Here is a 23,744-nt window from a genome sequence, read left to right on the forward strand (position 1 = left end):
ATTAGCGTGTGGTGCCCGCGATTTTCGGCAGCGCACCTCCGGCCGCCGCGTTGCGGTCGGGCCGGAAATTCGTCAGTTCGACGCCGGGGATGTCCCCCACGAGCGCCAGTTCGTCTTCGATGAGAGCGGCTTCCCACTCTTCCGGCCCCACGAGCGGCAAACGCACGCGGGGACTGTTGATGTATCCGAGACCGTGCAGAATGTACTTCGCCGCCACCGTTCCGGGTACGTGGGTCATCACGGCGCGCACGAGCGGCTCGAGCCGCTGATGCTCGTCACGCGCGGCCGTCAGGTCTCCGGCATTGACCGCATCGATGATGCGACGGTACGGCGCCGGCGCGATGTTCGCGGTAACGCCGATGAGTCCGCTCGCACCGATCGAGAGGTGGGGCAGGACGTTCGCGTCGTCCCCGGAGAAGTACATGAGGTCGGTCTGGTTGAGCACACGGCTCACCTCACTGAAGTCGCCCTTCGCGTCCTTCACCGCGAGGATGTTCGGGTGCTTCGCGAGCCGAAGGATCGTCTCGTACGTGATGGGAACGCCCGTGCGACCGGGGATGTCGTACAGGATCACCGGCAGATCCGTCGCATCGGCGACCAGACGGAAGTGGGTGAGCAACCCCGCCTGCGTCGGCTTGTTGTAGTACGGAGTCACGATCATGACGCCGTCGGCCCCGGCTTTTTCGCTCGCCTGGTACAGCTCGATGGCGTGCGCCGTCTCGTTCGAGCCGCCGCCGGTGATGATCTTCGCACGGCCGCCGGACACCGACTTCGCGACCTCGACGAGCTTGATCTTCTCGGGATCGGTCAACGTCGAGGTCTCACCGGTGGTTCCGGTCACCACGATGCCGTCTGCTCCGCTCTGGATGCAGCCGTCGATGTGCCGCTCCGTGGCTTCCCAGTCGACCTCGCCATCGGCGTGGAACGGGGTCACGAGAGCGACGAGGACCTGCCCGAAAGGATTCTCTGCGTTCGTCACCATAACAGGGTACCGGACGTTAGTCGTCGCGGTTCTCCGAACGACGGCGATACCACTCGAATCGGTAATCGAGACCGGTGCGGGACGTGTGCGGCCCGTCGCTTCGGGTGCATTCCCAGTCGGCCCCGATCTCGGGCGCGTACGTGTCGGCGTCGGGCACGTCGAGATCGATGCGGGTGATGACCACATCGGTGGCGAGATCGAGCGCGGCCCGGTAGAGCGTGCCGCCGCCGATGATCCACACGCCGACCTCGGGCCATTCGCCCGGACTCTGGCACGCGGCACCGTCTGCTGCGGCGAGCTGCTCGAGGTGCTCGGCGCGCTCCGCCTGAACCGTACCGCGGGTGCGGTCGAGCGCCGCTTCGAGCGACGCCACGCGTACTGCTCCGCGCGCGTCGTAGTGGTCGTCGCTCGTCACGACGACGTTCTCGCGACCCGGAAGGGGTCGGAAGCGCTCGGGCAGCGACTCCCACGTGCGCCTTCCCATGATCACCGGGGCACCCCAGGTCTGCTCCTTGAAGTGCGCGAGATCTTCGGGCAGGTGCCAGGGCATCTCGCCGCCGCGACCGATCGCGCCACCGCGCGCCTCGGCCCAGATCATACCGACGCCCGCTCCGATGCGGGGCTGTAGATCATCGCGCAGTTCGTCGCTCGTGGTCACGCTGCTGCTCCCGTTCGTCTCACACCGCGACCGGGGCCTTGATGCCCGGGTGGTGCTGGTAGTTCTCGACCGTGAAGTCGCCGAGCTCGTAGTCGAAGATCGAATCGCGCTCGGCGATCTTGATCTGCGGGGCCGGGTACGGGTCGCGCGCGAGCTGCGTGCGCACCTGCTCGACGTGGTTGTCGTAGATGTGGCAGTCCCCGCCCGTCCAGATGAACTCGCCCGGTTCGAGGCCGGTCTGCTGGGCCACCATCAGCGTGAGCAGAGCGTACGACGCGATGTTGAAGGGCACGCCGAGGAACATGTCGGCCGAGCGCTGGTACAGCTGGCACGAGAGCTTGCCGTCGGCGACGTAGAACTGGAAGAAGGCGTGGCACGGCATGAGCGCCATCGCATCGAGGTCGCCGACGTTCCAGGCGGAGACGATGAGGCGTCGCGAATCGGGGGTGCTGCGGATGTCGTCGAGCACGCGAGCGATCTGGTCGATGTGCTGACCGTCCGGCGTCGGCCACGACCGCCATTGCACGCCGTAGACCGGACCGAGGTCGCCCTGCTCGTTCTCCCACTCGTCCCAGATAGTGACGCCGTGCTCTTTCAGGAACGCGGTGTTGCCCTCCCCGCGCAGGAACCAGAGCAGCTCGACCGCGACCGACTTGAAGTGCACCCGCTTCGTGGTGATCAGCGGAAACGACTCGGCGAGGTCGAATCGGATCTGCCGACCGAAGACACTGCGCGTCCCGGTCCCCGTCCGGTCCCCCTTCGGCGTTCCCGTCTCCAGGATCTCGCGCAACAGGTCTTCGTACGGGGTCGGGATCAGCGTCTCAGTCACCCGCTCAGTCTACCGCCGGGGTCCGACACCGGGTCGCACCGCTGCGATCAGGAACCCAGTCCGTCGTCGAACAGCTCGAGCGCGGAGGTGTCCGATGTCGCCTCGGTCCGCGCGAGCACGCGACCGCCGAAGAACTCGCGCGACACCCGCGACTGCAGGATCATGAGCACGACGCCGAGGCCGAGCACGACCACGCCGATGACGCCGACGAGGCCGACGCCGCCGATGCTGCTGCCCGATCCGAATGCCGGATCCATGCTGTCGATCGTCGTCTGCACGAACACCACCAGCAGCAGCACGCCGCCGATGCCGGGCAGCACGACCTTCGACACGATCGCGCCGATCCCCTCGCGAACCGCCGCCTTCCGGAAGTACCAGGGACTCGCGAGCGCCGTGATCCCGTAGTAGAAGCACACCATCATGCCGAGCGCGGTGATGGTGTCCCACAGTACGTCCTCGCTGATGAAGCGCATGACGGCGTAGAAGACCGAGGCCACGATCGACGACAGCAGCAATGCGCGGTACGGCGACTTGTACTTCGGGTGGATCTTCTTGATCGAGGCGGGGAGCGCGCCGTAGTGCGACATGGCGAGCAGGGTGCGCGCGGGCGAGATCGCCGTCGAGTTGATCGACGCCATCGCGCTCACCAGGATCGCGAGCGAGAGCAGGATCGCAGCCGGACCCATGACGGGGTGCGCGAGCGCCGCGAAGACGTTCTCGGCGATGGCGGAGTTATTGAGCCCCGTCCCGGTATCGCCCAGACCGGCGAAGCTGACCGTTGCGGCAGCCGTTCCGACGTACAGCACCACCAGGATCGCGATGAGGATCATCGCCGCCTTGCTCTCCGTGGACAGCTTGCCCTTCGACGGCTTCGTCTCCTCGCCCATCGTCAGCACGGTGTCCCAGCCCCAGTACACGAAGATGGAGACCGCGATACCCGCGGCGAAGGCACTGAAACTGTCGACCTCAAGCGGATTGAACCAGGAGAGTTCGGGCAGGCGGCCCGCCGTGTTCGCCGGGTCGCCCGCGCCGACGAACATCGCGACGATGAACCAGACGAGTACCGCCATCTGGAAGAGCACGGTGATGTACTGGAAGATCTTCGTCGACGTCATGCCGCGGTACGAGATGAACGTGGCGATCGCCATGAACGCGATGCAGACCACGATGTTGATGAAACGGTTGCCAGCGATCTCGGCGATCGAGGGATCGTCGAGCACGATGCTGATCGATTGGAAGAGGAACTCGACGGCGATGCCGGCCAGGTTCGACAGCACGAGGACCGTCGCCGCGATCAAGCCCCACCCCGCCATCCACCCGATCCAGGGGCCGAACGCACGGGTCGCCCATGTGAACGAGGTGCCGGAGTCGGGCATCGCGCTGTTCAGTGCGCGATATCCGAGCGCGACGAGCAGCATCGGGATGAACCCCATCAAGAAGATGGCGGGGGTCTGATACCCGACCTCACTCGCGGCCGGACCCACCGCCGCCGTCAGCGTGTACGCCGGCGCACAGGTCGACAAGCCGATCACGAGTGCACCGAGCACGCCGACCGTGCCGGAGGGAAGACCCTTCTTGCTGATCCCCGTCACCGAGTCGAGGGTGCGCGTCGCCGGATCGGCGTTCAAATCGTACTTGCTCATGACATCCGTGCTTTCTCGCGCACCACTGCGCTCGCGACCTGCCGACACCGGGACTGCACGGGGTCATCCGGGCCCCGACCGTGTGTGCCTGGAAAAGTGTAGACCTCCGCTGCGAGAACCGCTATTCGCCCGAAGATTCTTCACGCCCGGCCGTGCGCTCGCGGGCGATGGCCTCACGAATTGCGGCGCGCGCCCGCTTCCGATCCCCGCAGGCGTCGTAGACCACTCCGAGTCGCATCCAGTCCACCCACGAGTCCGGGCGGGCCTCCACGGCGTCGCGATACTTCGGAAAGATGGCGTCGGCCTGCTCACGGACGGGACGTCCTGAAGGGCGCGTATCCACTTCTTCCTCCGGCATGCGATCGGAGGACTCGAGCATCCCGGCGAGACGATTCGCGGCGAAGCCGAACCGCAGCTCTCGCACGAGCGCCCACACGCCGATGAGGGGCAGGATCAGGAGCGCGATCCCCATGAGCACCGCGATGAGCGTGCCCGACCCGAGCAGCGCGACCGCCCGCACGCCCACGAACACGAAGTACACCGCGAGCACCGCTGACAGGAACATCACCCCGGCGACCGCACGCGTCCGAGGGCTCATGCGGACGCACCGTCCGACGAGTCGTCCTGGACGTCACGTGCGGGAGTCGCGATCCCGAGCACACGGTCGAGCCCGACCACCAGCCCCGACACCCCGCTGACAGCGCCGAGCGCCGCCCGGATCCCCGCGCGGTACGCATCGTTCGAGTGGGTGTCGTGCGTGATGGTGAGCACCTCGCCGGGGCCGCCGAACCGCACCTCCTGCTTCGCGACGACGCCCGCCAGTCTCAGACTGTGCACGGACACCCCGGCGACCGACTCCCCGCGCGCGGCCTGCTCGGCGAAGGGCGCGTCGATCGGGCGCCCCGCGCGAGCCTCCGCGATGAGTTCGGCGGTGCGCACCGCGGTACCGGAGGGCGAATCCACTTTCTGCGGGTGGTGCGCCTCGATGATCTCGACCGCGTCGAAATACGGGGCAGTGAACTGCGCCAGCGCGGTGCCGATCACCGAGCCCAACGAGAAGTTCGGGACGACGATCACCGCGCCTTCGGCCTCAGCGACGCGACCGGTCAACCAGTCCAGTCGATCGGCCGACCACCCGCTCGTGCCGACGATCACTCGCTGTCCGCGATCGAGCGCGCGCGAGACGATGTCGGCACTGGCCTCGGGGTGACTCACATCGACCAGGATGTCGGCGGAGGCGCCCTCCTCAGGGTCGCTGCGGCTCGACAGGCGCGCGATCAGATCGAGCTCGGGATCCGCGTCCACCACCTCGCAGACGAGGGAACCGAGACGACCGGTGGCACCGGAAACAGCAACGCGCGTGGGCATGCGTCCAGGTTACCGGAGCGTGGAGCGCGAGACCTCGCCGACGGCGACGATGGTGGCCGGCTGCCGATGGAGCACGGCGGCGATGTCGCGCACGTCGGCATCGCTCACCGCGTGGAACCGCTCGAGCGACGTATCGAGGTCGTACAACTCGCCGGTGCCGAGCTCCGAGCGCCCGAGCCGCCCCATGCGGGTGTCCGAGTCCTCGAGCGCGAGCGCCGACGAGCCGGCGATCTGGCCGAGCGCGCGCTCCCGCTCGTCTGCCGTGATCCCCGCGTCGGCGATCTTCGCCAGCTCGGTGCGGGCGAGCTCCACGACTTCAGCGGCCTTCTGCGGCGCGGTCCCCGCATACATGCCGAAGAGTCCGGCGTCCGAGTAGCTCGCTCCGAACGAGTACGCCGTGTAGGCGAGCCCCCGCTTCTCCCGGATCTCCTGGAACAACCGGCTCGACATGCCCCCGCCCAGCACTGAGTTCATGAGGCCCAGGGCGAAGCGGCGGGGGTCGCCGGCGCGGAGACCGGTCGTTCCGACGATCACGTTCACCTGCTCGCTCGGCTTCTCCGTGATGTCGACGTGCGGAGTAGCGTGCGGCGTCGCGACGGCCTCCGGCGCCGCGGTCGACTCCGCACCCGCGTCGGGGGACGCACTGCGGCGCACGGGCACACGATCCGCTTCGATGGACCAGCGCGGATCTCCGCTCGCCGCGAGCGCGCGCAGCACGAGCTCGACGAGACGATCATGATCGACGGCTCCGGCCGCGGTGACCACGAGCGTCGACGGATCGTACTGGTGCGCGTAGTGCTCGTTCACGTCGTCGCGCCGTGCCGCGCGGATGGTCTCCGGGGTGCCGCCGATCGGGCGCCCCAGGGGGTGCTCCCCCAGTGCCGCTTCGAAGAAGCGCTCACTCGCGACATCGGCGAGGTCATCGGCAGCCATCGCCAACTCTTCGAGGATCACCTCGCGCTCGTTCTCGAACTCGCCCTGATCGAGCACCGAGTTCGTCACCATGTCGGCGAGCACCTCGACCGCCCCCTCGAGATCGACGTCTCGAGCCTTCGCGTGATAGCAGGTGTACTCTTTCGCCGTCATCGCGTTGCTCTCGGCACCGACGCGGTCGAAGCTGGTCGCAATCGCGTAGGCGTCGCGCGTCGGCGTGCCCTTGAACAGCAGATGCTCCAGGAAGTGCGTCGATCCGAGACTTCCTCGTGCCGCGTCGTTCTCGGACTGCTCGTCGCGGGACCCGACCCCCACCCAGAACCCGACCGATGCACTGCGAACGCCGGGCATGTACTCCGTCAGCACTCGCAGTCCGCTCGGGTGCACCGTGCGCCGCACGCGCGTGCCGCCGAGATCGATGTCGAGGGCGGGCTGGTCGAGGGGGAACGGAATCGGCTCACGCATCCCTCCAGACTACGGCCTCGCCCTGCGAAACCAACGCGCCAGGGCCCAGGCGCTCGGGATCCCAGCCCGACGGCCGCGCACCACCGGGCCTCGCACGACGAAGCGCCCGCCCCGCGTGAGCGGGACGGGCGCTTCGGATCCCGCACCGGGCGGGCGGATGAGCCGCTTACGCGGGGTTCACCGTGGTGGGCTCGTCGGGGAGCTCGGTCGGCTCGGCAGCCACTGCTGCCGCTGCAGCCGAAGCGGCCTCCTCGATGACGGGCTCGAGTGACAGCTTGCCGCGATCGTCGACCTTGGTGATCTTCACGAGCACCTTCTGGCCGATCGACAGCACGTCGTCGACGGAGTCGATGCGCTTGCCACCGGCGAGCTTGCGCACCTCGGAGATGTGCAGCAGACCGTCCTTACCGGGCAGCAGCGAGACGAACGCACCGAACGCGGCGTTCTTCACGACCGTGCCGAGGTACTGCTCGCCGACCTCCGGGTTGGTCGGGTTCGCGATCGCGTTCACCTGGGCGCGCGCGGCCTCGGCGGTCGGGCCGTCGGTCGCGCCGATGTAGACGGTGCCGTCGTCGTCGATCGAGATCTCGGCGCCGGTCTCGTCCTGGATGCCGTTGATCGTCTTGCCCTTCGGGCCGATGAGCTCGCCGATCTTGTCGACCGGGATCTGCACCGAGATCACGCGCGGCGCCGTCGGCGCCATCTCGTCGGGGGCGTCGATGGCCTGGCCGAGCACGTCGAGGATCGTCGTGCGGGCCTCCTTCGCCTGCGACAGCGCGCCTGCGAGCACATCGGACGGGATGCCGTCGAGCTTCGTGTCGAGCTGCAGCGCGGTGACGAACTCGCTGGTACCGGCGACCTTGAAGTCCATGTCGCCGAGCGCGTCCTCCGCACCGAGGATGTCGGTGAGCGTCGCGTAGCGCGTCTCGCCCTCGACCTCGTCGGAGACCAGACCCATGGCGATGCCGGCGACCGGAGCGCGCAGCGGCACACCCGCGTTCAGCATCGACAGCGTCGACGCGCAGACCGACCCCATCGACGTCGAGCCGTTCGAGCTCAGCGCCTCGGAGACCTGACGGATGGCGTAGGGGAACTCCTCGCGGGACGGCAGCACCGGCACGAGTGCGCGCTCGGCCAGGAAGCCGTGCCCGATCTCGCGACGCTTCGGGCTGCCGACACGGCCGGTCTCACCGGTCGAGTAGGGCGGGAAGTTGTAGTGGTGCAGGTAGCGCTTGCTCGTGACCGGCGACAGCGAGTCGATCTGCTGCTCCATCTTGAGCATGTTCAGCGTGGTGACGCCCATGATCTGGGTCTCGCCGCGCTGGAAGATCGCGGAACCGTGCACGCGCGGGATGACCTGCACCTCGGCGTCGAGCGCACGGATGTCGCGCAGACCACGACCGTCGATGCGTGCACCGTCGGTGAGGATCCGGCTGCGGACGATCTTCTTCGTCACGGCCTTGTACGCACCCGAGACCTGTCCCTCGGCGTCGGCCGACAGCTCGCCGGCTGCGACCTTCGCGGCGACGGCCTCCTTGACGCGCGACTTGAGCGCGTCATCGGCGTCTTGACGCTCCTGCTTGTCGGCGATCTGGTAGATGCCGGCGAGCTCGCCCTCCGCGAGCTCCGCGACCGCTGCGTAGGTCTCGTCGGCGTAGGGCGGGAACACGGGGTATTCCTGCACCTCCTTCGCCGACTGCTCCGCGAGCTGCGACTGCGCCTGCACGAGCTGGGCGAGGAACGGCTTCGCCGCCTCGAGGCCCTGCGCCACGATCGCCTCGTTCGGCTTCACGGCGCCGCCGCGGATGAGCTCCCAGCTGCCCTCGGTGGCTTCAGCTTCGACCATCATGATCGCGACGTCTTCGCTGCCATCGGCCTTCGTCACGACGCGGCCGGCGACGGTGAGGTCGAAGACGGCTTCCTGCAGCTGCGCCACGTTCGGGAACGCGACCCACTGATCCTCCTGGCCAGCGGCACCGGGGATGAGCGCGAGGCGCACACCGGCGATGGGACCCGAGAAGGGCAGACCCGAGATCTGCGTGGACGCCGAAGCGGCGTTGATCGCGAGCGCGTCGTAGAACTCGCCCGGGGCGATCGACATCACGGTCACCACGATCTGCACCTCGTTGCGCAGACCGTCGACGAACGACGGGCGCAGCGGGCGGTCGATGAGACGGCAGACGAGGATCGCCTCCGTCGAGGGGCGACCCTCACGGCGGAAGAACGAGCCGGGGATCTTGCCCGCGGCGTACGAGCGCTCCTCGACATCGACGGTCAGGGGGAAGAAGTCGAAATGATCCTTCGGGTTCTTCGAGGCACTGGTCGCCGAGAGAAGCATCGTCTCCTCGTCGAGGTACGCGGCGACCGCGCCCTGCGCCTGCTGCGCGAGGCGGCCTGCCTCGAAGCGGATGGTGCGCTTGCCGAAGCGGCCGTTGTCGAGAACGGTCTCGGCGAACTTGATTTCAGGACCCTCCACGGGCTCTCCTTTGCATTCAGGTGAGCACGCGGCGGACCACCGCGCCGTCTGCGCGGCGGCGTCACTGATCTGCAGTGCTGATCAACAGTGCACGATCACTCCCGCGCCGCGAGAGGAATCCTCCACCGAAGACCAGCCGCCTCGTGCTCGGTACATCGTTGACGGTGGGCATCAGCCCACTCCCTCACACTACCACCCGCACGCGAGAACGCACCGGGCACGAGACGAGTCGCGGGTTCAGTCCAGATTGCGCACGCGCACGGAGAGGCACGTGGGGCACCCCTCCAGCTTCTCGAACTCGCTCAGCGGCGTCTCCGTCACGGTGTAGCCGAGGTCGCGCAGCAGCTCCGCCGTCCGCGGCGCCGAGGCCGAGATGACGAGCTCGTGGGCGCTGAGGCAGACCACTGCGGTGCCGTGCGGCTCGGGCACGGGCAGGAAGCGCTCGAAGAGGCCGGGCTCGTCCACGTAGTCGGGGTAGCCGATGACCGTGCCGTCGGGCAGCGCGGTGACGGCGGTCTTCAGGTGCAGGACCTTCGTGACCGGCACGGCGACGACGCGCGCACCGAGCGGACCGAGGATCCGGCGCAGCTGCGCGATGCCCTCGGCGTTCGTGCGGCCACCGCGTCCGACGTACACGGTGTCGCCGATCTTCAGCACGTCGCCGCCGTCGAGCGTTCCGGGCTCCCGGATCTCGGCGACCGGGCAGCCCAGCTGCTCCACCACGCGACGGGTGCCAGCCGTTTCGGGCTTGCGGCGGTCGTCTCCCGGTCGGGTGATGACGGCGACGTTGCGGAACATCACCACGGTGTCCTCGACGAAGACCGCGTCCGGGCAGTGGTCCGCCTCCTCCACCTCGACGGTGCTCCAGCCGTGCCGCTCGAGCACGTCGACATATGCGCGCCACTGCTCGCGGGCGATGTCGAGGTCGACCGGCACCTTCTCGATGTGATCGACGATGCCGTCATCGAGCTGCGAACCGGGACGGCGCACGAGAGCGAGCGTGGACATGGGACCTCCGAGGAGTGACGGGCTGGACGGGAACGGGTTCCAGCGTATCGCTCAGCGCGACCGCTGCTCGCCGATGAGGTTCGCGGCGCAGCGGCGGGCGAGGTCGCGCCCGGCGTACCCGGCGCGAACCAGCGCGCGGAGCTTGCCCACGGCGGCCTCCGCGGTGAGGTCGGCACCGCCGACCGCGCCTGCCGCGGCGAGCTCTGCACCGACGGCGTACCGATCGAGGCCGACCGAGCCGGCCGGGCACCTGGTGGTCGCCAGCACGGGCGTGCCGTGCTCGACACCGCGCCGGATCGCCTCGGGAACACGGCCATCGTCGAGCGGGAACGTCCCCGCGCCGAACCCCTCGAGCACGAGGCCGTCGGGGAAGGCCGCCAGCGCGGCATCCACGAGCGACGCCGGCATTCCCGGTACCGCGGTCAGGAGCCCGACGCTGGGCGCACGGTGTCCGGCGGCCGCAGCGAGCGCGCGGCCGAGGGACTCGTCGATCCCGACCGCGGATTCGGCTCGAGCCAGCGGCGCGTGGAATCCGTCGGGCTCTTCGCTCGAGCGCTTGGTCGCCCGCACCGCCGTCAGCGTCCGCCCGCCGAACGCTACGACCGTCGCCGCGTCGCCGCGCGTCGAACGGGCGCACCAGGCGAAGGCGTCGCGCAGGTTCGCCTCGGCGTCGCCCCCGGGCGTGCCAAGAGGCTTCTGGGCGCCGGTGAAAGCGACGGGCAGTTCGAGGTCGGCGATCGCGAACGCGGTCTGCGCGGCGACGTGCGCGAGGGTGTCGGTGCCGTGCACGACGACGGCGCCCCCGATGTGCCCGTCGGACGACGCCGACCGGATGAGATCGGCGATCGCGAGCCCGCCCCCGTGCCCGCTCTGCGAACTGTCGCCGATCGCGGAGGCCGGCGCGTGCACCCAGGGGTGCACGCGGCCGTGATCGGTCGAACCGCGACCCGCGCTCAGGATCCCGTCCATCTCCATCCGGAGATCGACCGGGGCCTCGAGACCGCGACCGCGATCGCGCATGCCGAAGGTGCCTCCCGCGTACACGACGAGGATCGGCGCGGCGACGGCGGCCTCTCGGAGCACGGCGGGTCGACCGGTCAGATCTCGGGGACGGTGATCGCCCTGAGCGTGGATGCGTCGATCGAGACGCGCAGCTGGTCGATGAGCGACTCGGGAACGGGAGCGTCGATCGACAGGACCGAGAGCGCCGTTCGGTGCTCGCTGTCGCGCGATACCTGCAGCCCGGCGATGTTGACTCCGGCTTCCCCGAGGATCGTGCTGTAGGTCGAGACGATGCCCGGACGGTCCTCGTAGCTGAACACGATGAGGTGCTCGGGAATCGGCAGCTCCACCTCGTACCCGTTGAGACCGACGATCTTCTCGATCTGCTTCGGACCCGTGAGGGTTCCGGCGACCGAGACCGGCGTGCCGTCGGCGAGCACCCCCCGCAGCGTGATCACGTTGCGGTAGCTCTCGGAGACGGCCTCCGTCGTGAAGCTCACCTCGATACCGCGCTGCTCGGCGAGGAGCGGCGCGTTGACGTACGACACCGGGTGGCTCACCATCTGGGAGAAGACGCCCTTCAGCGCCGCGAGGCGGAGGGCCTCGATGTTGTGCTCGGTGAGATCGCCGCGCACCTCGATATCGAGAGACGTGATGGGTCCGGCGGCGAGCCCCGCGAACACCTGTCCGAGCTTCTCCGTGAGCGGAAGCCCGGGACGCACGTACGAATCGATCGCACCGCCGGCCACGTTGACCGCATCGGGCACCAGGTCTCCGGCGAGGGCGAGACGGACGGACTTCGCGACCGCCACGCCGGCCTTCTCCTGGGCTTCGGCGGTGGAGGCTCCGAGGTGCGGGGTCACGTTGACCCGGTCGAGACCCGTGAGCGCGGTGTCCGCGGGCGGCTCCTGCACGAAGACGTCGAGCGCCGCTCCGGCGATCTCACCTGCGGCCAGGGCTTCCGCCAGCGCCTCCTCGTCGATGAGACCGCCGCGCGCGACGTTGACGACGAAGGCGGTCGGCTTCATCGCCGCGAACTGCGCGCGGCCGATCATGCCGAGCGTCTCAGGGGTGCGCGGCATGTGAATCGTCAAGAAGTCGACGCGCTCGACGAGCTCGTCGAGGCTGACCAGCTGTACCCCGAGCTGCTGCGCCCGAGCGGCGGTGACGTAGGGGTCGTAGGCGATGAGCTCGACGCCGAACCCGCGGAGGCGCTCGGCGATCAGCGCGCCGATGCGTCCGAGCCCGATGATGCCGACGGTCTTCTCGTAGAGCTCGATGCCGGTGAACGAGGAGCGCTTCCACTCCCCCGACGAGAGCGAGGCGTGCGCGCGCGGCAGGTGTCGCGCGAGACCGAGGATGTGCGCGACGGTGAGCTCGGCGGCGCTGATGATGTTCGAGGTCGGCGCGTTGACGACCATGACACCCGCCTGGGTCGCCGCCTTGATGTCGACGTTGTCGAGACCGACTCCGGCGCGGGCGATGACCTTGAGTCCCGATCCCCACGCGATCGCCTCGGCATCGAGCTGCGTGGCGGAGCGGATGAGGATCGCGTCGGCGGTGGCGAGCGCGGTGCGAAGGGCTTCGCGGTCGGTGCCGTCGACGTGAACCACGTCGAAGTCGGGGCCGAGCGCGGCGATGGTGGCGGGCGAGAGTTCTTCGGCGATCAGCACGATCGGCTTCGACACGACAGGTTCCTTCAGGGTCAGCGAGTGCGATGTGGGCCGTGCGGCCCAGTGGACGAGTCTAGCGCGCGACGGGCACGGAAACCTCAGCCCATGAGGTGGAGCACGTCGAGCTGCAGTGCAGCCGCACCGCAGAGACCTGCGGCGAGCAGAAGCAGCCGGACGCCTCCGGTGCGCCCTCTGCCGAGCCACAACGCCGCGGCCAAGCCGAGGGGCGGCGCGGCGATGCCGCCGATGAGGGCGATATAGGCCGTGGCGCTCAGGGCGTCGCCCAGGAAGCCGACCATGCCGAGCAGGTTGCCGACCGCGGCGACGACGGCGTAGATGTAGAGCGCCACGATGATCGCGGCGGCTCCCCAGCCGGTGATTCTCGACGCCATCAGAGGGCTCCCCCGCTCGAGACCAGCATGGGGACGGGGACGAGGAGGATCGCACCGACGATGAGCGCCACGGCGAGTCGGCCCGTCGAGCGACCGCGATTCAGGAGGACGGCGCTCAGGAACCACAGCGCGGGGGCGGCGGGTGCCGCCCAGAAGACGATCTGCTGCAGCGCCCCGCCGATGACACCGCTGTTCGCAGCCACCGCGGTGTTGACGCCGCTGTAGTACTGAGCCCAAGTCATCCAGACGTAGGTGTAGATGAGGTAGAGGCCGCCGATCACCCCGAGCAGCACGAGGGCGCCGTTGCTCAACTGCTGACGCGAATCGGGCGAGGGATCGGCAGGATCGGCACCGGCATCCGTTCCAGGGCCCCCAGGCACGCGCGTCGCGAGCTCGGTCGCCGCGGGTACGGGCTCCGCCGGGGTGGTCGCCGGTTCCGGTGCGCCTTCGACCGTCCACCCGCTCGCGAGCGCACTGTCGCGAGGCTCGCGGGGTTCGCGTGGAGACTTGTTCCGCATGCGATCCAGCCTAGACCGCCGTGGCTTGGAGCACGGTGCGCGTCACCGCCGCTCGAGCGACGCTGCGACGTCGGCGGCGAAGAGCATCTCGTCACGGTCGGGCCGCACGTACGCGGTGTCGCGCTCGGCCGGCCGCTCGGGGATCTCGATCTCGGCCGGCTCGACGTACTCCCAGGGGATGCGCTCCAGAATGTCATGCAACACGTTGATGCGCGAGCGCTTCTTGTCCTCGCTCTCCACGGTCACCCAGCGCGAGCCGGGCAGATCCGTCGCGGCGAACATCGCGTCCTTCGCCCGCGAGTACTCCTCCCACCTCGTGATCGACTCGACATCCATCGGAGAGAGTTTCCACCTCCGCATCGGATCCTGCGCGCGCGAACGGAAACGCGCCTCCTGCTCGGAGTCCGAGACCGAGAACCAGTACTTGATGAGATGCATGCCGTCTTCGACGAGCATGCGCTCGAAGTCGGGGGTCTGCCTGAGGAACCGGTGATACTCCTGCTCCGTGCAGAACCCCATGACGCGCTCGACACCGGCGCGGTTGTACCAGGACCGGTCGAAGAGCACGATCTCACCCGCCGCCGGGAGGTGCTCGACATACCTCTGGAAGTACCACTGCGTCCGTTCACGATCCGTCGGCGTCGGCAGGGCCACGATCCGGGCGTGCCTCGGGTTCAGGTACTCCGTGATCCGCTTGATCGCCGACCCTTTTCCCGCGGCGTCGCGTCCCTCGAAGACCAGGCACACGCGCTCCCCGGTCGCGATCACCCACTGCTGCAGCGCGACGAGCTCCGCCTGCAATCTGCGGAGCTCCCGTTCGTACGCGCGTTTCTGCAGTTTTCGGGGAGCGGGGCCCTCGTGCGGAGTCATACCGGGATCCTATGCCCCCCACGCCGCGACCGCGGATGACAGCGCGACGTACACCGCCGTTCCGCTGAAAATGCTGAGGGTGGCGCTCCCTCTCCAGAGCTGCAGTGCCACGGTGATCCCGATGCCGAGCACCGTCGGGCCGAGGTGCATGACCTCGACCGGGTTCACGTCGCGCACGGTGTACAGCGCGAGGATCAGCATGATGCCGACCGGCATGCGGGCACCGAGGTAGGCGAGCAGCTCACTGTCTCGCAGCGGCGCGAGCATGCCGAACGGCACGGCGCGCATCGCCCAGGTGATGGCTGCGGAGATCAGGATCCCCGCGAGCAGGTAGGAGTGCTCAGCCGACACGACGCCTCCGCTTCGTCACCAGGTACCCGCACACGAGCGCCGTCACGAACAGACCCATGGCGATCATCAGCATGTGGTTCGGCGAGACGAGCAGCGCGATGATCGCGCACCCGAGCGCGAGCGCCGGAGCGGGGAGCGAACGGCGGATCTTGTACGCCTCGACCCCGAGCACGACGAAGAGCGCCGTCAGGGCGAAATCGAGTCCGACCACCTGCGGCGGGATCAGGGTGCCGAGGCCGGCGCCGATCGTGACGAAGAGGATCCAGAGCGCGTGGAACCCGGCCTGGATCGTCAGGATCCGCGCTCGCGTCCATCCGTGCGCGGCCGGGGTGGCCGTGAGCGCGTACGCCTCATCGGTCAGCGCGAACGTGCTGTACGCCTTCCATCCGCGGCCGGTGACACGGTGCAGCGGGAACGAGAGGGCGTAGAAGACGTGCCTGAAGTTCACGATCACCGCGCTCACCGCGATCTGGGCGAGCGGGGCCGCGGCCGCGAACAGGCCGACGAGAAAGAACTCGAGCGAACCGGCGAAGACGATGGCCGCGAGGAGGGTGGCCCACCACCATTCGAACCCCGACTGGACGACCAGGACACCGAGCGCGAGGCCCAGCGGAATGACCGCGAGCCCCGCGGGCAGGACCGTCCGGGCGCCTGCGGCGATCTCGGTGCGGCGATCCGGATGATCCGGCTCTCCGAGGGGCGCGACGGCCGCGCGCTGACCGGTCGCGGGAGAACGAGAGCTCATACTGCAATGCTAGGAAAAGATGCGGTGTCTCGGGTTGCCAGATGCCCCTGATATTCTACGGGCGTGAGCAACGAACCACGCATCGACGACCTTGATCACGCAATTATTGCCGAGTTGCAGCACGATGCACGCCTGAGCAACACCGAACTCTCCCGCCGGGTCGGGCTCACGCCGGCTCCGTGCCTGCGCCGCGTGCAACGACTCGAGCGCGACGGGGTGATCGAGGGGTACCACGCCAAAGTCGATCCGAAGGCGGCGGGTCGCGGGTTCGAGGTGATGGTGGCGATCGACATCGCCATGAACGATCGCAAGACCATCGAGGATTTCGAAGCCGCGGCCGCGGCAGTGCCCGAGGTCGTCGAGATGCGGCGCATGCTCGGACAACCCGACTACTATCTTCGGGTGCAGGTCGCCGATACCGAGGCCTACGAGCGCCTCACGCTCGACACGCTTTCCCGACTTCCCGCCGTGCATCGTCTGCTCTCGCACCAGACGATGCGTCTCGTCAAAGGCTGATCGGCGCGGGCGTCGAACGCGTCAGGATCCGCCGCTGATCTCTCCGAACGCCGCCAGAGCGCGCTTCCGGCTCAGCTTGAGGTCGATGAGCGGTGCCAGCATCGCGCTCTCAGGAGCCCAACGGGTGACGTACGCCCCCTCGGGGTCGAACTTCTTCTGCTGCGTCTCGGGGTTGAAGATGCGGAAGAACGGCGCCGCGTCCGCACCGCAGCCGGCCACCCACTGCCAGTTGAACGTGTTGCTCGCGAGATCCGCATCGACGAGCGTGTCCCAGAACCACGCCTCTCCGATGCGCCAGTCGAGCAGGAGGTTCTTCGTCAGGTAGGACGCGCAGACCATGCGCACCCGATTGTGCATGGTTCCCGTCTGCCAGAGCTCCTGCATCCCGGCGTCGATGATGCCCATCCCCGTCGAGCCGAAGCGCCACGCGTGCAGGGTCTCTGCATCGGGCTCGGCCCAGGGGAACGCGTCGAACCGGTGATCGAGGTTCTCGGTAGGCATCTCGGGCCGGTGGTAGAGCGTGTACCACGCGAAATCGCGCCACCCGACCTCGGAGAGGAAGGCGCTTCGATCGCCCGGCACCTCGGTCGCGCGATGCCAGACCTCGCGCGGACTGATCTCCCCCCATCGCAGATACGGTGACAGGCTCGACGTCGCCGACACCGAGGGGGTGTCCCTGAGACGCGTGTACTCCGCGGGCGATCGTTCGAGGAAGTCCTCGAGCACCGCGTGCGCCTCCGCTTCACCCGGCGTCCAGCGAGCCGCGAGCCCCGCCGACCAGTCGGGAGTCGTCGGGAGCAAGCCCCACTCCGCCAGGTCGTCGGACTCCGGAGTCTCCGCGGGATCGGGCCGAGTCACCCGCCCGGGGTCCGGTGCCGGCAATGGCTCAGCGGGCGCCTCAGCCGCGAGACACGCCCTCCAGAACGGCGTGAAGACGCGGTAGGGCGAACCCTGCTGCGTTGCGATGGTCCACGGCTCGTGCAGCACGTTCCCGGGGAACGAGTGCGCATCGACCCCCGCGTCGCGCAGCCGCTCCTTGAGATCCGCATCGATCGCGCGTTCCGCGCCGCCGTACCTGCGGTTCCAGGACGCGCGAACGGCCCCGACCTCAGTGACGACCGCCGGCACGATCTCGCTCGCGGAACCGCGGCGCAGCACCAGCGGAATACCGACCGCGGCGAGCGCGTCGGCCAGCGCGGCGAGCGAGTGGTGCAGCCACCACTTCGCCGCGCCGCCGAGGGGTCGCACCCCGGCCGATTCCTCATCGAGCACGAAGAGGGCGACGATGTCATCGTCGCCCTCTGTCGCGGCATGCAGGGCCGGGTGGTCCCCGAGCCTCAGGTCGTCGCGGAACCACACCACCGTCGTCATCACCCCATGCTAGGGAGATTCACGCGGCAGCGCGATCCCGCACCGATGACCTAGCGGATGTCGAAGCGGTCCAGGTTCGCGACCTTCACCCAGGCATCCACGAAGTCGCGCACGAACTTCTCGTCCGCATCATCGCTCGCGTACACCTCGGCGACGGCCCGCAGTTCGGAGTTCGATCCGAAGACGAGGTCGGCGCGCGTGCCCGTCCAGGTCTCCTGCCCCGTCGCCTCGTCCGTCGCCCGGAAGGTGCGGGACTCCTCGTCCAGCGGACGCCAGGTCGTGTTGAGGTCGAGCAGGTTCACGAAGAAATCGTTCGTGAGCACCCCCGGGCGGTTCGTAAGCACGCCGTGCTGCGAGCCGTCCCAGTTCGTGTCGAGCACGCGCAGACCGCCCAGCAGCACCGTCATCTCCGGCGCCGAGAGGGTGAGCAGGTTGGCCCGATCGACGAGCAGGTGCTCGGCCGGCAGGCCGAGTGCTCGGTCGCTCTCGTAGTTGCGGAACCCGTCCGCGGCGGGATTCAGGTACTCGAACGACTCCACATCGGTCTGCTCCTGCGTCGCATCGGTACGGCCAGGGGTGAAGGGAATCTCCACCTCGTGCCCCGCAGCTCTGGCGGCCTGAGCCACGCCGACGTTGCCGGCGAGCACCACGAGGTCGGCGAAGGAGACGTGCCTGCCACCCGACGACGCGGCGAAATCGCGCTGGATGCCCTCGAGCACGTCGATGACGCGCGCGAGCTGCTCCGGCCGGTTCACCTCCCAGCTGCGCTGCGGCTCCAGGCGCAGTCGACCGCCGTTCGCTCCGCCGCGCTTGTCGCTCCCGCGGAAGGACGAGGTCGCCGCCCACGCGGTGCCGACAAGTTCGGAGACCGACAGTCCGGCGTCGGCGATCCGCTGCTCGAGCGCCGCGATGTCCGCCGCATCGATCGGGGTGCCCTCGGCCGCGGGGATCGGATCCTGCCAGAGCAGATCCTCAGCGGGGATCTCGGGTCCGAGGTACCGAGACTTCGGTCCGAGGTCGCGGTGGGTAAGTTTGAACCAGGCGCGACGGTAGGCCTCGGTGAACGCCTGCTGATCGTCGCGGAACCGGAGCGAGATCTCCCGGTACACCGGATCCTCGCGCAACGACAGGTCGGTGGTGAGCATGCGCGGCTCGCGACGACCGCTGCCCTGTGCCATCGGCACCATGTCGTCGCCGCCACCGTTCGTCGGACGCCAGTGGTAGTGCCCGCCCTCGCCGCTGGTGAGCTCCCATTCGTACGCGAACAAGATGTGGAAGAACTCGTTGTCCCACCGGGTCGGATGGTAGGTCCAGGTAACCTCGAGCCCCGATCCGATGGCGTCGTTTCCGCTGCCGCTGCCGTGACTGCTCTTCCAGCCGAGGCCCATCTGCTCGATCGGAGCGGCCTCGGGGTCTTCGGACACGTGGTCACCCTCGGGCGCAGCGCCGTGCGTCTTGCCGAAGGTGTGACCGCCGGCGATGAGCGCGACGGTCTCCTCGTCGTTCATCGCCATGCGCCCGAACGTCTCGCGGATGTCCTTCGCCGCCTTCACCGGGTCGGGCTCGCCGCCGGGACCCTCGGGGTTGACGTAGATGAGGCCCATCATGGTCGCCGCGAGCGGACGGATCAGTTCCCGGTCGCCCTCGTAGCGCGCGTCATCGCCGAGCCAGGTCTGCTCGGAACCCCAGTACACGTCGTCGTCCGGCTCCCAGACATCGGGGCGACCGCCGGCGAAGCCGAACACCGGCATTCCCATCTGCTCGTGGGCAACGTTGCCCGCGAGGATCATGAGGTCGCCCCACGAGAGAGACTTGCCGTACTTCTTCTTCACCGGCCACAGCAGTCGACGTGCCTTGTCGAGAATGACGTTGTCCGGCCAGCTGTTGAGCGGTGCGAAGCGCTGCTGCCCCGTACCGCCGCCGCCGCGGCCGTCGAACACGCGATAGGTGCCGGCCGAGTGCCAGGCCATGCGGATCATGAGCGGACCGTAATTGCCGAAGTCGGCCGGCCACCACGGCTGCGAATCGGTGAGGAGTCCGGCGATATCCCGCTTCACCTCGGGGAGGTCGAGCGCGGCGAACGCTGCGGCGTAATCGAAATCGCTCCCCTGCGGATTCGAGACATCCGGGTTCTTCGCCAGCACCTTCAGGTTGAGGCGGTTCGGCCACCAGGTGGCGTTGCCGGTTCGTCCGCCAGCGGGCGCGAGGCCCTCTCCCGGCGCATCGTTGTCGGGTGCGCTCGAGTGGTTGACGGGGCACTTGCTCTCTTCGGTCACTCTCAGTTCCTTCCTTCGTTGGGGGGGTGAGTCAGTCGAGTCGGTTCCGCGGTCAGCCGGCCGCCGGCGTCGCGCCCGCGGCCTCGCACGCGGCGCAGACACCGCGGAATGTGACGGCCGCCTCCAGCAGACGCATGCCGTGCGCATGATCCGGCGACAGACAGGGCGCTTCGCCGACCACGCATTCGATGTCCTCGATGCGGCGGCAGACGACGCACTGCACGTGATGATGATTGTCACCGATGCGGGTCTCGTACAGCGAACTGTCGGAGTCCGGCAGGTTCACACGTCGCAGCAACCCGTGCTCCGTCAGATCGTGGGCAATATTGTGCACGGACTGCAGGGTGAGCGAGGGCAACGCGTCGGCGAGGCCGGCGTGCACTTCGCCCGCCGAACTGTGCGGGTGGTCGGCGAGGTACCCGAGCGCCGCGACGCGGCCCGCCGTGCTCCGCAGACCCGAGGCGCGGAGCACGGCGCTCCACTCCTCGGGCTGCGGTGCACCGGCACGGCGCGTCTCGGTGTTCTGGGTCGGAGGCATGCTCCCTACACTACAGTTGTTTTGAATCATTCAAAACCCTAGAGCTGCAGACTCGATCCTCTCGGCATGATTCGACGGAGGATGTCCGCGACGGTGAGCACGCCCACGACCTGAGCCTCGCGCACCACGATGGCGAGCTGCTCCCCCGCCTCGCGCAGCGTGCTCAGCGCGTCGTAGACCGGTGCCTCGCTCGACAGGATCAACGGCTCGCGCACATGGGCGGCGGCGGAGGCCTCCGCGGGCTCCAGCAGCAGATCGCGTACGTGGATCACGCCTGGCAGACGCCCCTCGCGTCGCAGCAGTACCCGGAGATGACCGGTCTCTGCTGCGGCTCGGCGCACGTCTCCCGCCGACGCCCCGGCGCCCACCGTCGCGGCGTCGGCCGACGCGGTCTCGACGAGATCGGCCACACGCAGGCGCTCGATATCGAGCACCCGCGACAACTGGGTGCGGAATGATGCATCGAGCGTGCCGACCTGCCCCGAGTGCTCAACGAGCTGCCGGATCGTCGCGACGTCCTGCCCGCCAGCCGCATGACGCTCCGCCGGCTCCACGCCGCTCGCCGAGACGAGTCGGTTCGCGATGCGGTTCATCCAGACCAGGAGGGGCCGGAAGACCCAGGCGAGCGCGCGGGACGGCACGCCGATGATCTTCGCTGCGAGTTCCGGGTGCGCGATGGCCCACGACTTCGGCATCATCTCACCGATGACGAGGTGGAGGAACGTGACGACGAGGAGCGACAGCACGAAGGCCGAGACGTCGGCGACCTGCTCGGGCAGGCCCCACGAGGCGAACACGGGCCCCAGGGCCGCATCGACGGCCGGCTTCGTGACCGCGCCGAGCGCGAACGTGCACACCGTGATGCCCAGCTGCGCGACGGCGAGCATCAGCGTGAGTTCGTTGACACCGCGCAGTGCGGCGCGAGCCGAGCGACTCGTCCGCGCGTCCTCTTCGAGTCGATGCTGTCGCGCACCGAGCAGCGCGAACTCGATCACGACGAAGAAGGCGCTGAGAACGATCAGCGCGACCGTCGCGCTGATGACGATGATCGGGTCATTCATCGGCGTGCCTCCGCTTCGTCTGCGCCATCCGCGGCGCCGGTGTCCTGATCCTCTTCGACCGGTGCCTGCTCCGCGGCGGCGCCATCGACCGCGTCCTCGGCGTCCTCGAGTTCGACGACGGCGATGCGCATCGAGTCGGGCACGTGCTTGGAGATGCCGAGCACATCGACCTGCAGTTCGCGTCGCACGGGCCGGGGCAGCACGAGATCGGCGGGATCGTCGGGCAGCGGCACGCGTACCGTTTCGCCGGCCTCGGGAAACCCGCGATCGACCGAGATCACGAGACCCGCGATCGTCTCATAGTCGCCCGCAGGGAGGTCGTGCCCGATCGCGCGCTGCACCTCGTCGAGATGCACTTCGCCGTCGACGAGCCACGTCCCTCCGGGCTCGGCGACGATCGCGGCGGCCGCGTCGTCGTCGTGCTCGTCGGTGATCTCACCGACGAGTTCCTCGGCGAGATCCTCCGTGGTGAGGACGCCGGCAAAGCCGCCGTACTCGTCGATGACGCAGGCGAACTTCGCGTGCGCCTCGCTCATCTCCTCCAACGCGTCGGGCAGCGGCATCAACGCGGGCACGAAGAGCGGCGCGCGCATGATCTGCGTGACCGGTGCATCGTCTGCGAGATCGGTGCGCAACAGATCCACGAGCTGCACGACACCGATCGGCTCGTCTCCGCCGTCGACCACGGGGTACCGGCTGTGTTCATGCGCCATGAGCGCGCGAAGGTTCGCGAGGGTCGTGTCGGCCTCGACCGTGGCGACGCGCGAACGCGAGATCATCGCGTGCTCCACGTCCTCATCGGGGAAGTCGAGCACCCGGTCGATGAGCATCGACAGGTTGTCGGGCAGATCTCCGCTCTCACGCGAGTCCGCGACGGCCCGCTTGAGATCCTCGGGCGAGGCGCTCGCGTCCACATCGTGCACGGGCTCGACGCGGATCAACCGCAGCAGTCCGTTCGCTGCACGGTCGAAGACCGCGATCAGCCAGCCGAAGAGCAGGAGATAGATGAGCGTCGATCGGGCAAGAGCTCGCGCGAGCGGTTCCGGCGCGGCGATCGCGAGGTTCTTCGGATAGAGCTCGGCGAAGATCATCTGGATCACGGTGGCCGCGACGAGCGTGAAGACCGTACCGGCGGTCACGCTCACCGCCAGCGGGATGCCGACGCCGCCCAGCAGGACGCCGAGCGATGCACCGATCAGCGGCTCGGCGACGTACCCGACCAGCAGGCCGGTCACCGTGATCCCGAGCTGCGCGCCCGACAGCATGAACGAGGTCCGTTTCGTCACGGCGAGGGCGCGACGCGCGCCGGCGTCACCCGAATGTGCGCTTGCGGCGAGACGGGAGCGGTCGACGGACATGTACGCGAACTCTTGAGCGACGAAGTAGCCGTTGAGTGCGATGATCACGAGGACCACGATGATGCCGACGACGAGGGTGAGCACTGCGGTCAGCATGCGAGTTTCACCCCCTCGGCGAGGGAGACGCGCCGCTGGGGCACGGATCGCTGCGGTGAGCGATTAGGGAATTCGGTACGGCAACAACTATGACTCGGGCCGTCAGATGACGACCCGGACTCAGGGGCAGAACCCATGTGTCGGCTTCACTCTCCAGTGCGTGGAAGTCGGGCAGGGATTTCAGAATACACAGCGCGCAGACCGTCTTCCGTGGGGACGAACGAACACTCGGCGGATACTCAGCCGTGCGCGCCTGCGCTACAGCAGACGATCGTCGAGATGGACGACGGTGAGGTGCAGGATCGGCGCGGGACGGTCGGCCTCGGCGTAGAGTACGGCGAGCGCATCGGTGACGTCGCCGAGCGTCTCGAGGACAGGTCTGCCTGCTGACACGCCGAGCGACACCGTGATCTCGGCGGTCGCCGACGCATCGACGACGCGGACCCGCGAGCGGAGCTCGCCGACTCCCCATGCCGCTGCACCGAGATCGACGGCTCGCGACAGCGCAGAACCCGCGGGATACAGGTGGACGACCCCCCGAATTCCGAGGAGTGCTCGCTCGATATCTGGAGCGCTCGGTGCGAACGGCATTGCGTCATTCTCGCTTTCATTCAT

Annotated in this window: 23 protein-coding genes; 1 reads left to right on the top strand and 22 read right to left on the bottom strand. The window is 68.5% G+C overall.

Features of this window, described 5'->3' with window-relative positions; translation table 11 throughout:
• Position 1: 1 nt before the first annotated feature.
• The 16 genes from dapA to J4H85_RS10870 form a co-directional block, all read right to left on the bottom strand.
• Entirely contained in the window at positions 2 to 979 is a 978-nt protein-coding gene (gene dapA, locus J4H85_RS10795) for a 4-hydroxy-tetrahydrodipicolinate synthase (protein WP_208239483.1), read from the bottom strand.
• A gap of 19 nt (positions 980 to 998) precedes the next feature.
• Positions 999 to 1,580 carry a dihydrofolate reductase gene (locus tag J4H85_RS10800; RefSeq protein ID WP_208240447.1) on the bottom strand — a complete coding sequence of 194 codons (582 nt, stop codon included), beginning with the start codon at positions 1,578 to 1,580 and terminating at the stop codon, positions 999 to 1,001.
• 79 nt (positions 1,581 to 1,659) lie between these two features.
• Positions 1,660 to 2,469, bottom strand: a complete 810-nt coding sequence (locus tag J4H85_RS10805; protein WP_208239485.1) for a thymidylate synthase — start codon at positions 2,467 to 2,469, stop codon at positions 1,660 to 1,662.
• 47 nt (positions 2,470 to 2,516) lie between these two features.
• The gene (locus tag J4H85_RS10810; protein ID WP_208239487.1) at positions 2,517 to 4,112 is read right to left on the bottom strand and encodes an APC family permease; all 1,596 of its coding nucleotides are present in this window, start codon (positions 4,110 to 4,112) and stop codon (positions 2,517 to 2,519) included.
• Positions 4,113 to 4,233: 121 nt separating this feature from the next.
• Positions 4,234 to 4,710: a hypothetical protein gene (locus tag J4H85_RS10815; RefSeq protein WP_208239489.1), complete on the bottom strand. Its 477-nt coding sequence runs from the start codon at positions 4,708 to 4,710 to the stop codon at positions 4,234 to 4,236.
• Complete coding sequence (gene dapB, locus J4H85_RS10820) at positions 4,707 to 5,480, bottom strand: 4-hydroxy-tetrahydrodipicolinate reductase (RefSeq protein ID WP_208239490.1); 774 nt, start codon at positions 5,478 to 5,480, stop codon at positions 4,707 to 4,709. The genes J4H85_RS10815 and dapB overlap by 4 nt, the downstream gene beginning before the upstream one ends.
• A 9-nt stretch (positions 5,481 to 5,489) precedes the next feature.
• Positions 5,490 to 6,878, bottom strand: a complete 1,389-nt coding sequence (locus J4H85_RS10825) for a M16 family metallopeptidase (RefSeq protein ID WP_208239493.1) — start codon at positions 6,876 to 6,878, stop codon at positions 5,490 to 5,492.
• Positions 6,879 to 7,044: 166 nt separating this feature from the next.
• Entirely contained in the window at positions 7,045 to 9,354 is a 2,310-nt protein-coding gene (locus J4H85_RS10830) for a polyribonucleotide nucleotidyltransferase (protein ID WP_208239495.1), read from the bottom strand.
• Between the two features lie 237 nt (positions 9,355 to 9,591).
• Positions 9,592 to 10,362: a dimethylargininase gene (ddaH, locus tag J4H85_RS10835; protein WP_208239497.1), complete on the bottom strand. Its 771-nt coding sequence runs from the start codon at positions 10,360 to 10,362 to the stop codon at positions 9,592 to 9,594.
• 51 nt (positions 10,363 to 10,413) lie between these two features.
• Positions 10,414 to 11,445, bottom strand: a complete 1,032-nt coding sequence (locus tag J4H85_RS10840) for an asparaginase domain-containing protein (RefSeq protein ID WP_208239499.1) — start codon at positions 11,443 to 11,445, stop codon at positions 10,414 to 10,416.
• A gap of 14 nt (positions 11,446 to 11,459) precedes the next feature.
• Positions 11,460 to 13,052, bottom strand: coding sequence for a phosphoglycerate dehydrogenase (serA, locus tag J4H85_RS10845; protein WP_208239501.1), 1,593 nt, complete (start codon positions 13,050 to 13,052; stop codon positions 11,460 to 11,462).
• Positions 13,053 to 13,135: 83 nt separating this feature from the next.
• Positions 13,136 to 13,429: a hypothetical protein gene (locus J4H85_RS10850; protein ID WP_208239503.1), complete on the bottom strand. Its 294-nt coding sequence runs from the start codon at positions 13,427 to 13,429 to the stop codon at positions 13,136 to 13,138.
• Complete coding sequence (locus J4H85_RS10855) at positions 13,429 to 13,947, bottom strand: hypothetical protein (protein ID WP_208239505.1); 519 nt, start codon at positions 13,945 to 13,947, stop codon at positions 13,429 to 13,431. Before J4H85_RS10855 ends, J4H85_RS10850 begins: the two co-directional genes overlap by 1 nt.
• A gap of 42 nt (positions 13,948 to 13,989) precedes the next feature.
• On the bottom strand, positions 13,990 to 14,817 hold the full coding sequence (gene ppk2 / locus J4H85_RS10860; RefSeq protein WP_208239506.1) for a polyphosphate kinase 2: 828 nt from the start codon (positions 14,815 to 14,817) through the stop codon (positions 13,990 to 13,992).
• Between the two features lie 9 nt (positions 14,818 to 14,826).
• Entirely contained in the window at positions 14,827 to 15,168 is a 342-nt protein-coding gene (locus J4H85_RS10865; RefSeq protein ID WP_208239508.1) for a branched-chain amino acid transporter permease, read from the bottom strand.
• Positions 15,158 to 15,913, bottom strand: coding sequence for an AzlC family ABC transporter permease (locus J4H85_RS10870; RefSeq protein WP_208239510.1), 756 nt, complete (start codon positions 15,911 to 15,913; stop codon positions 15,158 to 15,160). Before J4H85_RS10870 ends, J4H85_RS10865 begins: the two co-directional genes overlap by 11 nt.
• A gap of 63 nt (positions 15,914 to 15,976) precedes the next feature.
• Between J4H85_RS10870 and J4H85_RS14280 the strand changes: the two genes are divergently transcribed.
• Complete coding sequence (locus tag J4H85_RS14280) at positions 15,977 to 16,429, top strand: Lrp/AsnC family transcriptional regulator (protein WP_307863625.1); 453 nt, start codon at positions 15,977 to 15,979, stop codon at positions 16,427 to 16,429.
• 21 nt (positions 16,430 to 16,450) lie between these two features.
• On the opposite strand, the gene J4H85_RS10880 is transcribed toward J4H85_RS14280, so the two are convergent.
• From J4H85_RS10880 to J4H85_RS10905, 6 genes are all read right to left on the bottom strand, one after another.
• A complete protein-coding gene (locus tag J4H85_RS10880; RefSeq protein WP_208239513.1) occupies positions 16,451 to 17,800 on the bottom strand; it encodes a cryptochrome/photolyase family protein in 1,350 nt (449 codons plus the stop codon).
• A 50-nt stretch (positions 17,801 to 17,850) separates the two neighbouring features.
• Positions 17,851 to 20,076: a catalase/peroxidase HPI gene (gene katG, locus J4H85_RS10885; RefSeq protein ID WP_208239515.1), complete on the bottom strand. Its 2,226-nt coding sequence runs from the start codon at positions 20,074 to 20,076 to the stop codon at positions 17,851 to 17,853.
• 52 nt (positions 20,077 to 20,128) lie between these two features.
• A complete protein-coding gene (locus tag J4H85_RS10890; RefSeq protein WP_208239517.1) occupies positions 20,129 to 20,614 on the bottom strand; it encodes a Fur family transcriptional regulator in 486 nt (161 codons plus the stop codon).
• A gap of 38 nt (positions 20,615 to 20,652) precedes the next feature.
• The gene (locus J4H85_RS10895) at positions 20,653 to 21,675 is read right to left on the bottom strand and encodes a CNNM domain-containing protein (RefSeq protein WP_208239519.1); all 1,023 of its coding nucleotides are present in this window, start codon (positions 21,673 to 21,675) and stop codon (positions 20,653 to 20,655) included.
• Positions 21,672 to 23,129: a hemolysin family protein gene (locus J4H85_RS10900; RefSeq protein WP_208239521.1), complete on the bottom strand. Its 1,458-nt coding sequence runs from the start codon at positions 23,127 to 23,129 to the stop codon at positions 21,672 to 21,674. The genes J4H85_RS10895 and J4H85_RS10900 overlap by 4 nt, the downstream gene beginning before the upstream one ends.
• A gap of 258 nt (positions 23,130 to 23,387) precedes the next feature.
• Positions 23,388 to 23,720, bottom strand: a complete 333-nt coding sequence (locus J4H85_RS10905; RefSeq protein ID WP_208239523.1) for a hypothetical protein — start codon at positions 23,718 to 23,720, stop codon at positions 23,388 to 23,390.
• Between the last annotated feature and the right edge of the window lie 24 nt (positions 23,721 to 23,744).

Origin of the sequence: Leucobacter tardus, assembly GCF_017583045.1 — a bacterium.
Classification (GTDB): Bacteria; Actinomycetota; Actinomycetes; order Actinomycetales; family Microbacteriaceae; genus Leucobacter; species Leucobacter tardus.